Source organism: Paenibacillus silvestris, assembly GCF_009882985.1.
GTDB lineage: Bacteria > Bacillota > Bacilli > Paenibacillales > NBRC-103111 > Paenibacillus_E > Paenibacillus_E silvestris.
Genome location: NZ_WTUZ01000022.1, coordinates 70,150 through 88,001 on the forward strand (window position 1 = coordinate 70,150; position 17,852 = coordinate 88,001).

A 17,852-nucleotide genomic window follows, 5' to 3' on the forward strand; every position below is an offset into this window, starting at 1 on the left:
GTACGAATCTCACGCTCGTTTCGACATATTTTTGTTAATGAGCCCTGCATAGTAGCCAGCTCCAAAGCCATTGTCTATGTTCACGACAGAGATACCTGGCGAACAACTGTTTAACATCGACAGGAGTGGAGCGACACCTGCAAGGTGTGCACCATAACCGATGCTCGTCGGAACGGCAACGATAGGCTTGGACACGAGCCCGCCAAGCACGCTGGCGAGCGCGCCTTCCATGCCGGCGACGCAGACAATCGCGTTTGCACCGCGAATAAGTTCCAGCCGGCGGAAGAGCCGGTGAATGCCGGCAACACCAACGTCGAACACACGTTCGACGTGGCTGCCCAGGCATTCTGCCGTAAGAGCGGCCTCCTCCGCCACGGGGAGGTCGGAGGTGCCTGCGCACACGACGGCGATGTAGCCGTCGTGGACTTTCAACATCGGCCGCTTGAACCAAGTAAGCGACCTAGCTGTTTCGTGGTAGGTAACACCTTCCACGGCAGCGACAACATGGGCGGCTTTGACCGCGTCGACCCGCGTAGCAAGCACGCGGTCGGTGTGCTCCATCAGCCGCCGAAAAATAGCCTCGATCTGCTCGGCGGTTTTGCCTTCCCCGAAAATGACCTCGGGGAAGCCAGTGCGCTTCTCGCGATCGATGTCCAGCTGGGCAAATCCAAGGTCAAGGTTGCCGGGGCCTTCGCCGCCGCCCTCCTTGATGATTTGCCTTTTGGCTTCTTCGACGTCCAGATCGCCCGTCTGTACGAGCTTCAAAATCTTTTCCAAGTCCATCATAAGGATGCTTCTTTCACCTTTTCTTTGGTTTCCTTAGACAGCACTTCGTTCATGCTGCCAGTTCGGTAGCCTTGCAGATCCAGCGTTACGTAAGTAAAGCCGAGCTTACTGAACTTTTCATAGATCGCGTCGCGGTGCTCCACCACTTTATGTATTTCATCCGGCATGACTTCGATCCGGGCAATTTTCTCATGGTGACGCACGCGTACCTGATATAAACCAAGCTGCGAAAGGAAGTACTCGCCTTCGTCCAGTTGGTCAATTTTCCATTTCTCAATTTGTGTTCCGTAGGGGATGCGGGAGGACAGACACGCAAAAGACGGTTTATTCCAAGTCCGTAAACCTAGTTCTTTGGAAAGTTGTCTGATTTCATCTTTGGTCATTCCAGCCTCTTGCAGCGTACTGCGGACACCTTGCTCGTTCTTGGCTTGCAGCCCCGGCCTATAATCACCGAGATCGTCCATATTTGAGCCATCCAGAATGTAGGGATATCCTAATTCTTTGGCTAGTTGCTGCAGATGTGAATAAAGACCCGTTTTGCAATGGTAGCAGCGGTCCGGATTATTGGCGACGAAATTAGCGTTCTCCAATTCTTTGACCTCTGTTTTGTACAGTGGGACACCAATCTGTTCAGCAAGCTCGACGGCTGCATCGAACTCCCGTGATGGGAATGTTTCGGATGCGGCTGTGACCGCTAGAACTTGATCACCGAGCTCTTGCTGCGCACGCTTGAGGACAAAAGTGCTGTCTACTCCGCCTGAGAAGGCGATTAATACGCGACCCATGCCTCTTAAAATTTCGCCAAGCTTGCGATCCTTCTCGCGCGTTACTTCTTGTATGCTCATGTTTCTTTCCTCCCATACAGCCTATATGTAAATAGCTGAGCTGTTTTGGTCCATCTAGATAAGTGTATCACAACTGGCTGGCAAAGTGGATTGTTTTGTCAGGCTTTCGTGATATAATAACAACATTGAGAAACCAAATAAAAGGCGGGAAATATAATGCCTACAAAACCATTAGAGAGAAAACCAGACTGGTTAAAAATTAATCTGAAAACAGATGAAAATTTCAAAGAAATAAAATCAATGATGCGTTCGAAGACGCTGCATACGGTTTGTGAAGAAGCTAAATGCCCAAACATCCACGAGTGCTGGGCGAATCGAACCGCTACATTCATGATTTTGGGTGACATCTGTACGCGTGCATGCCGTTTTTGCGCTGTGAAAACAGGTCTGCCTACGGAACTTGATCTCCAAGAGCCGGAACGCGTGGCTGATGCTGCCTTACAAATGGGGCTGCGTCACTGCGTTGTAACCTCTGTTGCACGTGATGATTTGCAGGATGGGGGCGCGATGATCTTCGCGGAAACCATCAAAGCGATTCGCCGCAAACTGCCACTTTGCACTGTAGAAGTGCTGATTCCTGATTTCTTGGGTCGTGAAGAATCTTTGGCTACTGTTCTTGAAGCAAAGCCTGATATTCTAAATCACAATATGGAGACCGTGGAGCGCATGTCAGATCGCGTCCGTTCCAAGGCGAAATATCGTCGTTCGCTGGAGCTGCTTCAGCGATCCAAACGCATTGCCCCAAGCATCCCGACCAAATCTAGTGTCATGATTGGTGTAGGGGAGGAATGGGACGAGTTGCTGCAGACGATGGACGATTTGCGAGCTGTCGATTGCGATATTATGACGATTGGGCAGTATTTGCAACCATCAACAACTCATCTGGCCGTGTCCAAATATTACACGCCTGAGCAATTTGCTCTTCTAAAAGAAGAAGGCATGAAGCGCGGATTCAAGCATGTTGAGTCTGGGCCTTTGGTGCGCAGCTCTTACCATGCCCATGAGCAGGTTAAATCTGCATCGAACGTTTAGAACACGAACGAGTCATAGAAAGGAGAGCTTCCTACCATCATGATTCATATTGCCAATAAGACATATGAGCTCGTTACCGACCATAAAAATGGCTGGAACTTTGAAGTATTCAAAGAACGCTTCAGTGAAGTATTAGAGCGTTATGATTATATTGTTGGCGATTGGGGGTACAGCCAGTTAAGGCTGAGAGGTTTCTTCAAGGAAATCCATCCCAAAGCAACGAAAGAATCCTCCATTGCGGCTCTTCAGGATTACTTGAATGAGTATTGCAACTTTGGCTGTGCATATTTCATCATTGAAAAAGTAAATGGAAATAAACAGCAACCACAACAGGTTCCTTCTGAGCCTTCGACTACCACGACATAGTAGATAGTAAAAGACGCCTTTCCCACTCGTAAGAGGAGGGAAGGCGTCTTTATGTGGTTTATTTTAATTCTAATCCTACAAATGCTTCACGAACCCTGTTCCAGAAAGGGAAAGGTCGGAATCTTGCGAACTTAACTTTGACATGGGAAGCAACTCGGCAGCGAATGGAAACGACATCGTTGCGCTGCATGTACTTATGATCAAGGGAAAGCAGCATATTCTGATGTGCTTTGGGATAAATGTCACAGTGATGGTGCGCCGGCAAAATCATGGACGAGCCTAAAGTCCGGTAAACTCTATTGTTGATAGAAGCAATCTCTGCGACCTGAATGGCTTCCAAAGAAGGATGTACCATTGCTCCGCCTAAGCTTTTGTTGTAAGCTGTACTCCCCGCTGGCGACGAAATGCAGATGCCATCACCGCGGAACATTTCGAACATTTCGTCGTTGATATGCAGACGCGCAACGAGCGATACTTCGATGCCACGCAGTGTAAATTCGTTGAGAGCCAGATGTGTCTCGACGCCATTTTCGGTCGTTATTTCGATTTCGACAACGGGATACTGAACAACGTGGAGATCATCGGGAGTGTTCACATTGAACACTAGTGAAGCTAGATGATCTAATTCGTGTGGTTTCCAATCTGCGAAAAAGCCCAGATGTCCGGTATGAAGCCCGACGAACGCAATTTCATCTAATCGATGTACATAATTATGAAAAGCTTGCAGCATCGTCCCATCTCCACCAATGGAAAGGACAATGTCGGGATTCTCTTCATCTCTTGGCATGCCGTGCTCAGCGGCGAGCGCATGGAACCGCGCTGTCAGCTCTTTGGAGATATCATCGCCTCGTTCAATGACGTTGTATTTCAATCGTTTTCCTCCTATTGAAGCGTGCAGTATTTGTCAATTTCTTGCAGAATGGATTCTGGCATATGCCGAAATTTGGCAGCTACACGATAAGAATCGTTGCTGAAATTGGTCACCCTTATTATCTCACCATATGCGGTAATGGGGTGGGGAAACCCTGATAGAATAAAGCTAAATTCGAGAAATAAGGGATAAATAAGCCGATTTGTCGTAACAAAAGAAAGACCTCCTGCACTGATATCAAGCAGCTGTCCGGAGAAAGCGACGCCCTTGCGTGCGGATAAGCCGCGAATGCCGACAATTTGAAGGGTAATTGGTGTTCGAAGGGAGATCTTGGCCCGGTTGTGCTGTCGGTTCTGATGCTGTTGAATTTCTTCGGGAATAGATAGCGTGAGGTAACAAATCGATTTTTTCAACTCAAGTTGAAGCAACTCCACGTGCGTATAGTATAAAATTCCACGGTCTTTAAAAGAAAATTCAATAAAAGAAACATGTTCAAGTTTGTCGAATGGAAACACGCCCGAGAGCTCTAAACAAACCGTGAATGATTCTTCACTAATTTTATCAATGTAGAAATTATCTTCATAGCAAAAAGGCTGTCCATCTTTAGACTCACCGACAACAATCAAATGACAGTCGGAGTTCGGTGCGATATATGCCAATTCTAGTGCCTTATTCCAATCCATAGCATCACCAAGTGGTTAGATTTGCATTCATGAACGCATGCACATACCGTAAGTTCTCTTCTCATAATAATTTATAAAAGAAAATAAGAAAAGCCCCAAAAGGGGCTTAATCGAGGGAATTATACATTTATTGCCACGATAATGTGCTAGTTACTAGTGAAAGTTCAAAAGAATGGGCGAAATTTGTCGAAATAGGTCGAACTCGAATGGAGAAGTGAGGCCCATGGACGAGATGCGCCGGTATACATGCTTTATATTTCTGCACATGCTCAACCAGCTCACCTGATGACTCCATGGGGATGATTCGCTGTTCCCATTTGTCACCGTTGTCTTCGTAATAAATGATTTCTACGGCTGTATCCTGCGGCCAAATAGGACCGAAAAAGATCTGTGCAGTCACTTCCTTGTTTGAAGGTTTGATTTCACATAATGGCACTTCCGTAGACAATTTGGCAGAGCGGTCATCGATACCAATGATTTTTACTTGATACCAGTTGTTTCGGATAAATTGCTTATAATCGGCAACGTTCGTGGCAACCTCGTAGTGATTAGCCACAAATAAACGTGCTCGATCTGCTGTCGGCAAGTAGGTTTCTTCCGTGTAATCCTGCACCATACGATGTGTATTATACAAAGGACTAAGCGATTGGATGGATCGCTTCATTCGGCTAATCCATTGATGCGGGAGATTTCCCTGATTGTAGTACAGAGGGATAATTTCTTTCTCCAAAATGTGATAAATAGACTGGGTATTTTCTTTCTCCTGCACAGCCCAATCGGCCGTACCTGTTGAACCAATAGCCCAACCGTTCGTCCCGTTATAGCCTTCCTCCCACCAACCGTCAAGCACGCTGAAATTCAGAACGCCGTTCATTGCCGCTTTCTGCCCGCTTGTGCCACTGGCTTCAAGAGGTCTTCGAGGGTTGTTCAACCAGACATCTACGCCCTGTACGAGATAGCGAGCCATATTCATGTCGTAGTTCTCGAGCATCACGACTTTGCCTTCGAATTCTTTCATTTTGGAAACACGGTAAATTTCACGGATCAACTCCTGACCTGGATAGTCAGCAGGGTGAGCTTTGCCGGCAAAAATGAACTGTATCGGCCGTTCAGGATCATTAATTAGCTTCTTAAGCCGGTACAAATCGTTAAAGATCAGATTAGCCCGCTTGTAGGTTGCAAATCGTCTAGCGAATCCAATTGTCAAAGCTTTTGGATTCAGATAATGTCTAACTTCTTCAATCCGCTGCTCTGATTCTCCATTGCGCCTGCGCTGCTCCATCAAATTCTGGCGAGCGAAGTTGACTAAATCATCTTTCAACTGCTGGTGCACCTTCCAGATGGATTCATCGGGGATCACTTCAACTTGCTGCCATTGATGCTTATTGGCTTGCTCTTCTCTCCATGTGCCAGGAAGGAAGCGGTCTAGAAGCTCTTTCCAGCTAGGTGCAGTCCATGTGTCCAGATGAACACCATTCGTAATAGAGCCGATTGGAACTTCACTGGCATCAATGTTTCCGTGAAATTCTTTGAACATTTCACGGGAAACTTGCCCATGCAGTTTACTGACACCATTGCGCAGTCCGGCTGTATTCATAGCCAAATGAGTCATATTAAATTGGCCTGTGTGATGGTCAAGTCCCAGAGCTATAATCGCCTGCTTGTGGCGTGACAGCTCGTAAAATAGAGGTCCGAGATAATGCTCTACCATCCCGATGGAGAACGTGTCATGGCCCGCTGGAACGGGCGTATGGGTGGTAAACACGGTAGCCGAGCGGACAGTTTCGACGGCAACGTGGAAGGGCAGACCTAGATGAAGCAATTCCTTCAAGCGCTCCAAAGTGAGGAAAGCGGCGTGACCTTCGTTGATGTGATACACATTGGGGTAAATGCCCAGTGCGCGAAGCGCCTTGACGCCGCCAATCCCAAGCACGATTTCCTGCGCAATGCGCGTATCCTGATTCCCGCCATATAGTTGTGCGGTCAGTTCTTTATCCGCGGGCTGATTAGCCTCATGATCGGCGTCGAGTAAATAGATCTGGTTGCGCCCGACCTGCACCTGCCAAACCTGCAAAGTGATTGCCCTGCCCGGCATGTCAATCGTAATCGTAAGAGGAGCACCTTGATGAATAACAGGGGCAATCGGAAGCTTCGAAAAGTCATAATCGTATAAATGGCTTTGTTGTCCGCCGGAAGCATCGATTTTTTGCGTAAAGTATCCTTTTTTATAAAGAAGGCCAACACCGACTAATGGAATCCCCAAATCACTTGCTGATTTGGCGTGATCGCCTGCCAAGATGCCGAGGCCACCTGAATAGATCGGTAAAGATTCATGGAAGCCGAATTCGGCAGAAAAATAGGCAACTTTGACGTACCCTCGATCTCCGTGCTTTTCTTGAAACCAAGTTGGGCCATTTAAATAGGCATCGAACCTGTCGATCACTTGTCGATACTGGGTTAGAAATTCCGTGTTATGACTTAAAGCATCAAGTCTAGCATCATCTAAGTCGTAAAGGAGGCGAACGGGATTATGGCCGGTTTGAGCCCATTTCACAGGATCCATTTGTGCAAAAAGCTCTAAAGCATCATAGTTCCAGCTAAACCATAGATTAATGGCTAACTCGGATAAGCGCTCAATTGCAGGAGGCAATGTTTTGGCTACTCGAAGGACGGAGTTTTGCATACGGTATGTTCACTCCCTTTATGATTATCATTGTTTTTATCATGGTAATTACCCATATTATCTTGTTCCACCAACCTTTTCATACACGAGTCTAAGTAAGGAATATGCAGCAAAGAGCCCCGCAATGACAGTAAAAGAAGCCAAGATAACGGTTCCACTCACAGGGAGCAGGAGCCTGAGGTAACTGAGAACGGGAGATGATGGATCATACTGGGGCATGAAAACCGTTTTGGCGTCTCGGAAGGCCTGCATAGGCTCCCAAATAATGAGTACAATGGCTGCAGAGACCAAGGCATGGATAAAACGGGAGATCAAAAACGGCATATAGCGCAAGTTGGTATGACTCAAAAGGCTAACAATCTGCGCATGAACCGACATGCCGCCCCATGACAAAATGAATGCCCCGATGGCAACCTTGCTGGATAGAGCCAGTTCTGCCGGAGCATTGCCAGCAGCCTTCGCCCCAATTGTCACCTCGAATAGGCCATTCATGACGGCTTGCGACAGCTGGGGTGGAAGTCCTGTGAAGCGTAACAGGTAGTCAATGAGCAGGTACATGGCATTCATGACCTTGGCTTCTGTTAAGACTTCCAGTACGACGGAGAAGAAGACAACTAGTCCACCTACAACAAAAATTAAATTTAACGATTGAAGGATGGATTGGCTGAGGAGTGTGCCTATAGATCTGCCATCGGAGATGCGTGCAAGATGCATGGAATCAAATGCACGTTTCCATATCCAGCCTTGGCTGACGCTCTTTTGCTGGGTAGGCGGGCTTTTCCGGCCATGAAATCGCATCATAAGCCCAATCATGAGGGAGCCTCCGTAGTGGGCTACAGCCAGAATGATAGCTAAAGAGGCGTCATGGAAGAAGCCTATCGAAACAGCTCCAATCAAGAAGATTGGGTCTGAGCTTGTAGTAAATGCAACGAGCCGTTCGCCTTCCTCGCGGTTCACGAGCTTTTGTGACCACAGCTGGGCTGTCAACTTAGCACCGACCGGGTAGCCAGCTGCGAAGCCCATAGCGACGACGAAGCCGCCAATTCCTGGGATGCGGAAGACTGGGCGCATCATCGGATCAAGCAGCGTGCCGAAGAAGTGAACGATGCCGAAGCCAAGCATAATTTCGGAGATCACGAAGAAGGGAAAGAGTGCGGGAAAGAGCACATCCCACCAAATGGAAACGCCGCGCAAGGCTGCTTGAAGTCCGGCATGAGGGAAGGCAAATAAGCATAGAATAATGGCAATAACAACAAAGGCCATGAGTAACGCCGCGGTAAAGTTTCTTTTCTCCATATGGAAATCTACACCTCCTCCTCAACTATATGAAAGGAATGGGACATACATGCCGGCCTAAAAAACTTAGACTTTGGTGCTGTTATGTAAATGTATTTATGGTAAAATAGGACTAGTAATAGTCTTATATCCTAGGCCGCGGGAGTGATTCAAATGACAAGTGTCATCGTCGGTTTGGTCGTTTGTATGTTCGTGTTTGTCATTCGAGAAACGCTCATGCATGCAGGGGATGAGGATATTGAAAACTATTAAGTAATTATGAGCAGAGAGGTTCTCACCATGTCAGAGCAAGAACGCAATACGTTGTTTGAGTTGATGGGGGGAGCAGAGACGGTTCGCCGGATTGTGGAGGCTTTTTATCCCAAAGTGCTGAAGAATCCTTTATTAGCGCCCCTGTTCCCTTCGGATATTGAGCCCGTTATGGATAAGCAATATATGTTTTTAAGCCAATTTTTCGGAGGCCCGACGCTGTATTCGGATGTCCATGGCCATCCAATGATGAGAGGAAGGCATATGGCTTTTCCTATCACAGTGGAACGTGCAGATGCGTGGCTAAGCTGCATGGCTGAAGCGATGGAGGAAGTGGGTTTACCGCAGGAACTTCGCGAATTTTTGCTGCAACGCTTGAAAGGTTCTGCTTATCATTTTGTGAACACACCTGAAGGAGAATAGTTCTAATTTCCTAGACTTTCCAGAGAAGAGGCGGGGTTCAAGATGGTAGAGCCTTTATATGAGATTTCAGTGAACTGCACGTTTTGTGACAATACCTTCAAAACGATGAAGGTTCGTCCCAGCTTCAAAAAAGCGACGAAGACAGACGCGGATTTCTGCGTTCATTATAAGGATATTAACCCTGATTACTATATCGTGAGGATTTGTCCTTACTGCGGCTATGCGCATACAGAAAACTTTGCAGATAACTGGAAATCGGCTCAACGTGAAGCTTTTCATGAGAAGATTGCCAAGAACTGGACGATGCGCAGCTTTAGCGGTGAACGAACGTGGGAGGATACGCTGCAGAGCTATAAGCTGGCGCTGGTCAGCGCACAAATTAAAGAGGAGAAATCTCGCGTTGTTGCAGGACTTCTCCACCATTTGGCTTGGCTGTACAGAGGTAAGGGCGACTGGGAGCAAGAGAAGCGATTCCTGGCGTTTGCTTTGGAAGAATATGTTCATGTATTTGAAAATGAAGGCATGGACCTCAACAATGCGAGGCTTATGTTTCTGATGGGCGAGCTCAATCGCAGATTGGGTCATTTCAATGAGGCTGTCAAATGGTTCTCACGGATCATTAATGACCGTAAGATCATGGATGCTGCGATGATTCGAGCAAGCCGTGAACAATGGATCGTAACTCGCGAAGATATGCTCGCCATTCGTATGGAACTGCCGGACGAAATGAAACAAGCAACCTAATCATTGAATGATTTTGCAATAAAATGAATGAACGCTTGACTATCTGTTGGGGTGATTGCTTGCGGGCGATCCCTGGCCTAGTTAAGCGTTCATTTTTTGGTCAAGCACTGGGAGTTTCTTGTAGTGGGTGAAACGGTTTTTTCCTTGGCGTTTGGATTCGTAGAGGGCTTGGTCTGCTTCAAAGATCATTTGGGTCAATTCAGCCTGGGGTAATTCCGCGGTAGTAATACCAATAGAGATGGTAATTGGTGTTAGGACAGATTCGCTGTTGGATTGGAAGGATTGGGCAGTCATGAAACATAAACGCTGGGCGTATAAGCTAAGTAAAGTCGGGTCTGTCTCGGAACTGAGAAGAATGAATTCTTCCCCGCCGTACCTTGCCAGGTAATCCTTTTCATGGATATGCTGCCGAAGCACATGACTAATATCTCTTAGCAACTGATCACCTGCGAGATGTCCGAAGAGATCATTATATTGCTTGAAGTTATCCAGATCGATCATCATGATAGACATTTGACGTTTAGCGAGCGCATGGTTTGCAATGGGCTTAAAACTGCGAAGATTCGGTAGTTTGGTTAAGCTGTCTTGATTGGCTTGCAGCTCCATCTGGCGTTGTAAGCGCCAACTTTGACTCTCGTCATTCACCATAATGATGAGCGTGATGAAAGTGCCAGACATGATGGCCAGCATAAAAAGCTGATCACCGACATAATGCGAGGACAATCCACTTACGAAGAGCGCGTGAATCAAGAGGCGTAAGAGAAAGACATAAGTGCATATTTGGAGCCCATGACGAATAGGAATGTCCAAGAAGCCATTGCGGTATTCTTTGTTGTGAAACAGGGAGCTTATAAGCGCAGGGGCGAGTAAATCTTGTGCGATGTTGAACCAAGCATGGTTCTCATGAGAAATGAGGCTGAAGCCCGTCGGTAAGACGGTTGACAGAAGGGCAATCGGCATTCCGTAACGCAAGCCGGCCATGAAGATGGGCAAGGAGCGTAAATCAATTAAACCGAGCGGCTCAGGCAGGGGTACGAGCATCATGATGATACAAGCAAGACCGGTGAGTAAAGGCGCAAGAAGCTGCTCGAAGGAATCGGTCAGCATCTTGCTGCGAACTTTCATAGCCACATAATTCAACGTGACTAATGTGCATGCACTTGTCAAAGGAACGAGATACTCATTCATAGGAACTCTTTCTTCTCCTTGCGCTTGAAAGCTACGATTGTTTCGTTCGTATAGCGGTGTCCGCCAATAAGTAATCGCGGTCTGTGTCAACGAGCGTCAGCTTGTTATGACAGCAAGGAAACACAAGCAGCTTCTTTTTGCCTTCATGAATGGATTTCAGTTCGTTGACTTTCAGCGGAAGCAGCACATTGGAGCTATGGCAAAACGGACATTCGGCCACATAAACGTCCTTCATTACAATGTCATAAGGCCATGTGTTAGCAAAAGGAAACAACACGGGTTACTTCGATTCCGGTTCGCTTGTTTCCGAAGTGGAAGTTTTCGCGAGCTCAGCTAATTTTTGAAGTAAGATATGTTGTGGCATATGCATGAGATGTTCCAAAGGTACTTTAAGCTGCTCAGCCAGTTTGACGGCTGTTTCTGGAGAAATTTGCAACGGTTTCATAATCGTTATCACACCATTCTGTTCCGATTTGTTTGCTGGAACTTTATTTTATTGAATCATACTTCTTACCTATAAGCAATGAGTAAGATTACGAAGATTGCTCCTGATATCCCCTTTATGATTTAATAAAAGAAGGAAAGGAATGGTGATAGCTTTGCTTCATTTACCTCTTAATCAAACGTGGAATTTAGAAACTTTTTTCCCTGGTGGAAGTGAGTCTCCTGCCTTCGCAGCACATCTGAAGGAGCTTCAAGCTTCGATTGCGGCTTTCCAAGAGCAGGTGAGGAACACACCATCCCCACAGCAAGCAGCGGATACGGATGGCCTTGCTAAGCTAGTCGAGTTGCTCCAGAATAATTTGAAAAATATTCATGAGGCTGATTCTTTTGTAGGCTGTCTGCTCGCCGATAATCAGAAGGATAAGAAAGCACCTGTATTGAATGGACAGGTCAAAAGCTTGTACGCTGAGCATCTGTCGTCACTCACGCATTTTGATCAAGTACTGACTGGTATTCCGGATGGGGTTTGGTCAGAAATTCTGTTGAAAGAGCCGTTCCAAGCTATCGCATTTCCACTTCATGAACGTCGTGCTTTGGCACAAGAAAAGCTGTCGCCTGAACAAGAAGCATTAATCAATGATTTGGCCGTAGACGGTTATCATGGGTGGGGCGACTTGTATAATTCTACCGTAGGTCAATTCCGTATGCCTGTAGAGGTTGACGGTGAGACGGTTGAACTTTCGGCTGGCCAAGCGTTTAATAAGCTGCACACAGAGAATCGTGAAGAACGACTTGCACTGTTTGAGAAATGGGAAAATGCCTGGACGGACAAGGAAGATTACTGCGCAGAAGCACTGAACCATTTGGCCGGATTCCGCCTTCAAGTGTACAAATATAGAGGCTGGAAAAGTATACATAAAGAGCCGCTCGCGATTAATCGCATGGAAGAGAAAACGCTGAATGTCATGTGGGATGTCATTGACCGCAATAAAGCAATCTTCGTCGAATATTTGAACCGAAAAGCGAAGCTGCTTGGCGTCGAGAAATTAGCGTGGGTGGATGTTGATGCACCGCTTGGCGACTCCTCCAAGAAAATTTCTTACGATGAAGGCGCAAGCCTCATTATCGAACAGTTCGAGCGCTTTAGTCCGAAGCTCGCAGCCTTTTCGGAGCAAGCCTTCGAGAATCGCTGGATTGAAGCTGAGGACCGCGCCGGGAAGCGCCCAGGCGGGTTCTGCACATCGTTCCCAGTAGCAGGAGAGACACGTATCTTCATGACGTACGGCGGCACGCTGAACAACGTCTCTACGCTCGCACATGAACTTGGTCACGGCTACCATCAGCACGTCATGACGGATATGCCGGCGCTCGCTCAGGAGTACGCCATGAACGTCGCGGAGACCGCGTCAACGTTCGCTGAGATGATCGTTGCTGACGCTGTGGTGAAGAGTGCTTCCACGGACGAAGAGCGCATCGTGTTGCTTGAAGACAAAATCCAACGGGCCATTGCGTTCTTCATGAATATTCATGCGAGATTCATTTTTGAAACGAACTTCTATGCAGAACGAAGTCAAGGACTTGTCAGCGTGGAGCGTCTGAATGAGCTTATGGTGGATGCACAAAAGGTTGCTTACCAGGATGCGTTAAGCAGCTACCATCCGCATTTCTGGGCGGCAAAATTGCATTTCTATGCAACGGATGTGCCTTTCTACAACTTCCCATACACATTTGGCTATATGTTTAGTGCTGGTATCTATGCGAGAGCTGTGCAAGAAGGTACGGCTTTCGAAGATAAGTACATCTCTCTGCTGAGAGATACGGGCAGCATGAACGTCGAGGAGCTGGCGCAGAAGCATCTTGGCGTTGATTTGACAGAGCCTGACTTCTGGCAAAGCGCTGTGGACATGGCCATTCAAGATGTGAAGGAATTCATGAGGCTGACAGAAGCGAAAGTTCAGGTTTAATAAGAAAAGGGATGTCCTGGAAGTAGATCATATCTACGCTGGGACATCCCTTTTGTGATTATAAGGTTAGGCTTATAGTTTGAACACTTGAATTGTCTGCTGCAACTGTGTGACGACGCGGGTCATTTCCTCAGCTTGTGAGACGATGCCTTGGACAGTAGCGATCTGTTCGTTCATGGATGCCGAAACTTCTTGCGTGCCTGCAGCAGATTCTTCTGTGATTGCCGAGATGTTCTCCATGGCAGCAGCAATCTGCTCGGAGCTGACAAGCATCTGCTCGCTTTCTTCTGCGAAGCGGTTAATTTCTTCCGAGATAAAACCAACACTATCGACAATCTGGGAGAAGACTGTTTCTGTTTGATCGATAAGCACGGTTTGCTTTTTGACAACATCTTCGTTGACTTGAATGCTACGAATCGCTTCTTGGATTCCCTGTTCGATGCTTTTCACAAAACCAAATACTTCACGGGTAAGCGAAGTAGATTCCTCAGCAAGCTTGCGCACCTCTTGCGCGACGACGGCAAATCCCCGTCCATGCTCGCCAGCTCTGGCTGCTTCAATGGATGCGTTGAGGGACAGCAGATTCGTTTGCTCGGCAATCTCCGAGATGGAGCGGGTTACGTTGGTGATGCCAGCAGCTTGACGAGCCAACATGTCAATGGTTTCGGAAACCTGCTGAGTGACTTCCACATTTCGCTTCATGCCCACGCCCTGGCTCTCAACGGAAGTACGTCCTTTTTCCACTAGAGTCATCATCTGATCAGAGCGATCTTTCATTTCTTTGGCAGAGCCTGCATAATTAACAATCTTCACTTCTATGTCTTTGGTCGTGATAGATACACCGGATACTTCTTCTGAAATTTGTCCAGCGCCGGAAGCTAGCTCATGGGCCGAAATGCTCACTTGTTCCAGGACGGTGCGAAAGTTTTCATTTTTGGAATAAATATCACGGCTTGTTTGGAAAACTTGTTTAGAGATCGTGCCTGTATCGCGAAGAATATCACGAAGTTTATCGATCATCTTGTTGAAGGATTGGCCAAGTTGACCCAGTGTATCATCGGAAGTTACCGTTACTTTCTGAGAGAAGTCGCCTTTGGAAATATTGAGTGCAATGCGGGATAGATCGGCCACAGGCTCTGTCAATTGGGCTTCAAACCACTTAATGAATGGATAGCTTAAAGCGAGAAGAAGAACGAGAAAGATAATTCCTAGTAAGCGGTTCCATTCTGATGAAAATGTTAGGACTAGCAGAAATACACAGTTTAAACCGATTAACCCATAGCAGCCCAACTGTAATTTCTTTCTAAAAGATAAGGTTGACATTTTATCCAAATTGACCGACTCCCTTGCGAAATTTGTTATGTATGCAGGAATAATGGACTATGTTTGAAAATTATAACATTGAATCTGGAAAGATTCTACACAAATTCGACAAATATCGCTCGCATTCGATTCATACTTAGGTTGTATATAAAGGCAGTATTAAGAATAGTAAAAATTGCATGAATATTTAAATAAATTGTTGAAATTTGTAAAATATATGGATATAATAGGTCTACAGTCGTAATTTACATAATAAGTAAAATTTTAAAACTTAAGGGGGAAGATGATGAGTTTAGATCAAATGTCACTTGCAAGGCAAATCGATTTGGTATTTAGAAGGATTAAAGATGAGCTATCCCATGTAAGTTCAGGAACGGTGTTTGTGCATATCAGGAATAATGAAATAGGGAAATTCGGAGTAAAGCATCTACCGTTTGAGAGTAAGGACGGCGTGCTCCCGGAGGCTACGGTCAAGGGACTCACAGAGATTCAGTATCAATCTTTTCGTCAGATGGGGCTCCAGTCGTTGAAACGGAAGAAGAGTTGGACACATGGCGAAATATACTTTGATTTTACGGTTAGACATGGCATACTGTCGGCAAGCATCACGTTCGAAAGCAATTATAATATGGCTAGTTTAGCCAAAACGATTTAGCACTTATCTTATATAAAATAAACACCCCCGGCCACGTTGATGACCGGGGGTGTTTGTTTATTCAGAAAATTAAGCGCGATTTCTGCTGCGATACAAAACGTAGATGAACAATGGAGCTCCGATAGCCGCTGTGAAAACACCTGCTGGTATATCGAGTGGTTTGAATACGAACCGTCCTGCTAGATCAGCAAGAAGTAGGAGTAAGGAACCAGTTAGTGCAGAAACGGGAATCAGCGAACCGAAGCTGGGTCCAACAAATTTGCGGGCGATATGTGGAGCCATAAGACCAATGAAATTAATGGCTCCTCCGAATGCGACGGCGGCTCCTGACAGCGCTACGCTCAAGATGATGAGCAGAAAACGCTGGCGTTGCACGCTGCTGCCCACATTGCGGGCGATGTCTTCACCTAAGGACTGTACCGTAATGTGACGCGCATACAGGAAGATGATCGGGATCAGCAGACATACCCAAGGAAGAAGCGGGTAGACCGCTTTTTGCCAAGAGACACCATAGATGCTCCCTGTCATGAAGGTAAGCGACTGATTTGCAAGAATAATAGGTCCAGAGATCATCATTAGATAGGAGAGCGCGCTCATCGCGGCTGTGAATCCTGTACCGATAAGGACAAGGCGGAGCGGCGTAATCCCATTTTTCCATGAAAGGGAGTAGACCAGCAAAGTGGCGATGAATGCGCCGAGAATGGCGGCAACAGGCAGCCAGTGAATGCTGATTTTATCCGCGAAAAAGAAGAAAAAGGAAACCGCACCAAGTGTAGCGCCACCTGTTGAGCCAATCGTATCCGGTGACGTTAGCGGGTTGCGAACAATCCCTTGCAGGATGGCACCGGCAACGCCAAGAGAGGCTCCGATCAATACAGCGACAATCACCCTAGGCAGACGCAGTGATCTGACAATCATGTTGCTGGGATCCGTCCCGTAGCCAAAAACGGCACGTACAACCTCCACTGGCTTGATATAAATGCTGCCGATTCCTGTACTTAGAATCATGACAATAATGACGGCTAAGAGCAATGTCAGGGTTACAAGGACAGATTTCTTACTGACTCTATAGGAAAAACTCTTGTTTCGAATCGTAACGTGTCGATTGGAATCATTCATTTCAGCAGTCCCCCTTTGCGAGCGATGTAAATGAAGAAGGGAACTCCGAGAATGGCTGTCGTTACGCCAACATGAACTTCCTTGGGCATAACGATGAAACGGGCCATGACGTCTGCTCCAACGAGCAAAATGCCCCCTAGAATCGCGCTGTAGGGTATGACCCAGCGATAATCGATGCCAACGAGGAATCGGACGATATGAGGGATGATGATTCCGACAAAAACAATCGGACCAGCGACAGCGACAGAGCCTCCAGCCAATACGACGATAACAACTGCGGTAATGAATTTCACGTAAATCGTGCGTTGTCCGAGCCCTTTAGCTACATCATCTCCCATAGACAGGATGTTGATGTGCGGAGCAAGCAAAAACGCGCCAACCCATGCAATTAAAATATAGGGATAGACCGATTGGAGCATGGCCATGGTTCTGCCTTCGACGGATCCAACAAGCCAATAGAGGACTTGGTCAAACGCTTTACCATTTCCTAGCAAAATGCCTTGGGTAAGCGAAGAAAAGAAGGCTGTCATTGCTGAGCCCGCTAGTGTAATTTTCATGGGCGTTAAGCCGTCTCTGCCTAAGGAGCCAAGTCCATAGACGAGGGCTGAGCTCACAGCAGCGCCAAGAAAAGCGATCCATGTGAACTGTGTCAGACTTGATACATTGAAAAATCCAACAGATAACACGATGGCAAAGGCTGCGCCTGAGTTAATGCCAAAAATACTTGGCGATGCGAGTGGATTTCGTGTCATGGCTTGCATAAGCGCTCCCGCGACAGCTAGGCTTCCGCCTACAAGTGCGGCGATTAACGCTCTTGGTATTCGAACGGTTTGAATGATAATCGCTTCGTTCGTAGGCTTAATTAAGTGGTCAAATGATTGCAGGACTTGTGTCCAGGTATAGCTATGTAGGCCGAATCTGACGCTGCAAACCATCATCCCGGCAAGCACGATGAGTGCCGCTAACAGTCCAATACCTTTGTATAAGGGATATAGACGTTCGTTGTTTGAATAATTCTTTGAATAATTCATAGATAAGTGCCTGCTTCCTTATTAGATGCTCCGTTTATTTTAAAGAGAAAGGCAAGGGAAGTCAACGATTTTGAGAATCATTATCAATTTCGATTGACAGAATTCGCACAAGCGAGTACCATATACGTTAGATAATGATAATCGTTATCA

18 protein-coding genes are annotated in these 17,852 nt (G+C 46.7%); 6 read left to right on the forward strand and 12 right to left on the reverse strand.

What is annotated here, in order from left to right; genetic code table 11:
- Positions 1-9 precede the first annotated feature (9 nt).
- Entirely contained in the window at positions 10-786 is a 777-nt protein-coding gene (gene larB / locus GQF01_RS20790; RefSeq protein WP_161408631.1) for a nickel pincer cofactor biosynthesis protein LarB, read from the reverse strand.
- A complete protein-coding gene (larE, locus tag GQF01_RS20795) occupies positions 783-1,631 on the reverse strand; it encodes an ATP-dependent sacrificial sulfur transferase LarE (RefSeq protein WP_161408632.1) in 849 nt (282 codons plus the stop codon). Before larE ends, larB begins: the two co-directional genes overlap by 4 nt.
- Positions 1,632-1,787: 156 nt before the next feature.
- On the opposite strand from larE, the gene lipA reads away from it, so the two are divergent.
- Both lipA and GQF01_RS20805 read left to right on the forward strand, forming a co-directional pair.
- On the forward strand, positions 1,788-2,663 hold the full coding sequence (gene lipA / locus GQF01_RS20800) for a lipoyl synthase (protein ID WP_145666665.1): 876 nt from the start codon (positions 1,788-1,790) through the stop codon (positions 2,661-2,663).
- Positions 2,664-2,702: 39 nt separating this feature from the next.
- A complete protein-coding gene (locus tag GQF01_RS20805; RefSeq protein ID WP_161408633.1) occupies positions 2,703-3,029 on the forward strand; it encodes a YutD family protein in 327 nt (108 codons plus the stop codon).
- 58 nt (positions 3,030-3,087) lie between these two features.
- Here the strand turns inward: GQF01_RS20805 and GQF01_RS20810 are convergent, their stop codons facing one another.
- The 4 genes from GQF01_RS20810 to ylbJ all read right to left on the reverse strand — a co-directional run bounded on the left by GQF01_RS20810 (position 3,088) and on the right by ylbJ (position 8,562).
- Positions 3,088-3,900: an NAD kinase gene (locus GQF01_RS20810; RefSeq protein WP_145666669.1), complete on the reverse strand. Its 813-nt coding sequence runs from the start codon at positions 3,898-3,900 to the stop codon at positions 3,088-3,090.
- Between the two features lie 11 nt (positions 3,901-3,911).
- Positions 3,912-4,583: a flagellar brake protein gene (locus tag GQF01_RS20815; RefSeq protein ID WP_161408634.1), complete on the reverse strand. Its 672-nt coding sequence runs from the start codon at positions 4,581-4,583 to the stop codon at positions 3,912-3,914.
- A gap of 127 nt (positions 4,584-4,710) precedes the next feature.
- The gene (gene glgP / locus GQF01_RS20820; RefSeq protein WP_161408635.1) at positions 4,711-7,266 is read right to left on the reverse strand and encodes an alpha-glucan family phosphorylase; all 2,556 of its coding nucleotides are present in this window, start codon (positions 7,264-7,266) and stop codon (positions 4,711-4,713) included.
- A gap of 57 nt (positions 7,267-7,323) precedes the next feature.
- Positions 7,324-8,562: a sporulation integral membrane protein YlbJ gene (gene ylbJ, locus GQF01_RS20825; protein ID WP_161408636.1), complete on the reverse strand. Its 1,239-nt coding sequence runs from the start codon at positions 8,560-8,562 to the stop codon at positions 7,324-7,326.
- 258 nt (positions 8,563-8,820) lie between these two features.
- Here ylbJ and GQF01_RS20830 point away from each other — a divergent pair, with 258 nt between their 5' ends.
- Positions 8,821-9,234 (forward strand): globin domain-containing protein, encoded by a 414-nt coding sequence (locus tag GQF01_RS20830; protein ID WP_235960108.1) that lies wholly within the window; start codon positions 8,821-8,823, stop codon positions 9,232-9,234.
- 42 nt (positions 9,235-9,276) lie between these two features.
- Positions 9,277-9,978: a DUF2225 domain-containing protein gene (locus GQF01_RS20835; protein WP_161408637.1), complete on the forward strand. Its 702-nt coding sequence runs from the start codon at positions 9,277-9,279 to the stop codon at positions 9,976-9,978.
- An 81-nt stretch (positions 9,979-10,059) separates the two neighbouring features.
- Here the strand turns inward: GQF01_RS20835 and GQF01_RS20840 are convergent, their stop codons facing one another.
- From GQF01_RS20840 to GQF01_RS20850, 3 genes are read right to left on the reverse strand one after another with little or no spacing between them, the layout of a single operon-like run.
- Positions 10,060-11,166, reverse strand: a complete 1,107-nt coding sequence (locus GQF01_RS20840; protein WP_161408638.1) for a GGDEF domain-containing protein — start codon at positions 11,164-11,166, stop codon at positions 10,060-10,062.
- 31 nt (positions 11,167-11,197) lie between these two features.
- Positions 11,198-11,440, reverse strand: a complete 243-nt coding sequence (locus tag GQF01_RS20845; protein WP_161408639.1) for a hypothetical protein — start codon at positions 11,438-11,440, stop codon at positions 11,198-11,200.
- Between the two features lie 6 nt (positions 11,441-11,446).
- Positions 11,447-11,611: a YycC family protein gene (locus GQF01_RS20850; RefSeq protein ID WP_145666680.1), complete on the reverse strand. Its 165-nt coding sequence runs from the start codon at positions 11,609-11,611 to the stop codon at positions 11,447-11,449.
- Positions 11,612-11,753: 142 nt separating this feature from the next.
- Between GQF01_RS20850 and GQF01_RS20855 the strand changes: the two genes are divergently transcribed.
- Complete coding sequence (locus GQF01_RS20855; RefSeq protein ID WP_161408640.1) at positions 11,754-13,574, forward strand: M3 family oligoendopeptidase; 1,821 nt, start codon at positions 11,754-11,756, stop codon at positions 13,572-13,574.
- Between the two features lie 72 nt (positions 13,575-13,646).
- On the opposite strand, the gene GQF01_RS20860 is transcribed toward GQF01_RS20855, so the two are convergent.
- Positions 13,647-14,897 carry a methyl-accepting chemotaxis protein gene (locus GQF01_RS20860; protein WP_328803535.1) on the reverse strand — a complete coding sequence of 417 codons (1,251 nt, stop codon included), beginning with the start codon at positions 14,895-14,897 and terminating at the stop codon, positions 13,647-13,649.
- Between the two features lie 286 nt (positions 14,898-15,183).
- Between GQF01_RS20860 and GQF01_RS20865 the strand changes: the two genes are divergently transcribed.
- Positions 15,184-15,552: an O-methyltransferase gene (locus GQF01_RS20865; RefSeq protein WP_328803499.1), complete on the forward strand. Its 369-nt coding sequence runs from the start codon at positions 15,184-15,186 to the stop codon at positions 15,550-15,552.
- Positions 15,553-15,621: 69 nt separating this feature from the next.
- Here GQF01_RS20865 and GQF01_RS20870 read toward each other — a convergent pair whose 3' ends face one another.
- Together GQF01_RS20870 and GQF01_RS20875 are read right to left on the reverse strand one after the other, a co-directional pair.
- Positions 15,622-16,671: a FecCD family ABC transporter permease gene (locus tag GQF01_RS20870; RefSeq protein ID WP_161408643.1), complete on the reverse strand. Its 1,050-nt coding sequence runs from the start codon at positions 16,669-16,671 to the stop codon at positions 15,622-15,624.
- Positions 16,668-17,702, reverse strand: a complete 1,035-nt coding sequence (locus GQF01_RS20875) for a FecCD family ABC transporter permease (RefSeq protein ID WP_202556576.1) — start codon at positions 17,700-17,702, stop codon at positions 16,668-16,670. The genes GQF01_RS20870 and GQF01_RS20875 overlap by 4 nt, the downstream gene beginning before the upstream one ends.
- Positions 17,703-17,852 lie beyond the last annotated feature (150 nt).

What these genes read in the sequence shown, in the direction of transcription:
- larB (WP_161408631.1), bottom strand. Translation starts at nt 786, where the DNA reads ATGATGGACTTGGAAAAGATTTTGAAGCTCGTACAGACGGGCGATCTG.
- larE (WP_161408632.1), bottom strand. Translation starts at nt 1,631, where the DNA reads ATGAGCATACAAGAAGTAACGCGCGAGAAGGATCGCAAGCTTGGCGAA.
- lipA (WP_145666665.1), top strand. Translation starts at nt 1,788, where the DNA reads ATGCCTACAAAACCATTAGAGAGAAAACCAGACTGGTTAAAAATTAAT.
- GQF01_RS20805 (WP_161408633.1), top strand. Translation starts at nt 2,703, where the DNA reads ATGATTCATATTGCCAATAAGACATATGAGCTCGTTACCGACCATAAA.
- GQF01_RS20815 (WP_161408634.1), bottom strand. Translation starts at nt 4,583, where the DNA reads ATGGATTGGAATAAGGCACTAGAATTGGCATATATCGCACCGAACTCC.
- glgP (WP_161408635.1), bottom strand. Translation starts at nt 7,266, where the DNA reads ATGCAAAACTCCGTCCTTCGAGTAGCCAAAACATTGCCTCCTGCAATT.
- ylbJ (WP_161408636.1), bottom strand. Translation starts at nt 8,562, where the DNA reads ATGGAGAAAAGAAACTTTACCGCGGCGTTACTCATGGCCTTTGTTGTT.
- GQF01_RS20830 (WP_235960108.1), top strand. Translation starts at nt 8,821, where the DNA reads ATGAGCAGAGAGGTTCTCACCATGTCAGAGCAAGAACGCAATACGTTG.
- GQF01_RS20835 (WP_161408637.1), top strand. Translation starts at nt 9,277, where the DNA reads ATGGTAGAGCCTTTATATGAGATTTCAGTGAACTGCACGTTTTGTGAC.
- GQF01_RS20840 (WP_161408638.1), bottom strand. Translation starts at nt 11,166, where the DNA reads ATGAATGAGTATCTCGTTCCTTTGACAAGTGCATGCACATTAGTCACG.
- GQF01_RS20850 (WP_145666680.1), bottom strand. Translation starts at nt 11,611, where the DNA reads ATGAAACCGTTGCAAATTTCTCCAGAAACAGCCGTCAAACTGGCTGAG.
- GQF01_RS20855 (WP_161408640.1), top strand. Translation starts at nt 11,754, where the DNA reads ATGGTGATAGCTTTGCTTCATTTACCTCTTAATCAAACGTGGAATTTA.
- GQF01_RS20860 (WP_328803535.1), bottom strand. Translation starts at nt 14,897, where the DNA reads ATGTCAACCTTATCTTTTAGAAAGAAATTACAGTTGGGCTGCTATGGG.
- GQF01_RS20865 (WP_328803499.1), top strand. Translation starts at nt 15,184, where the DNA reads ATGAGTTTAGATCAAATGTCACTTGCAAGGCAAATCGATTTGGTATTT.
- GQF01_RS20870 (WP_161408643.1), bottom strand. Translation starts at nt 16,671, where the DNA reads ATGAATGATTCCAATCGACACGTTACGATTCGAAACAAGAGTTTTTCC.
- GQF01_RS20875 (WP_202556576.1), bottom strand. Translation starts at nt 17,702, where the DNA reads ATGAATTATTCAAAGAATTATTCAAACAACGAACGTCTATATCCCTTA.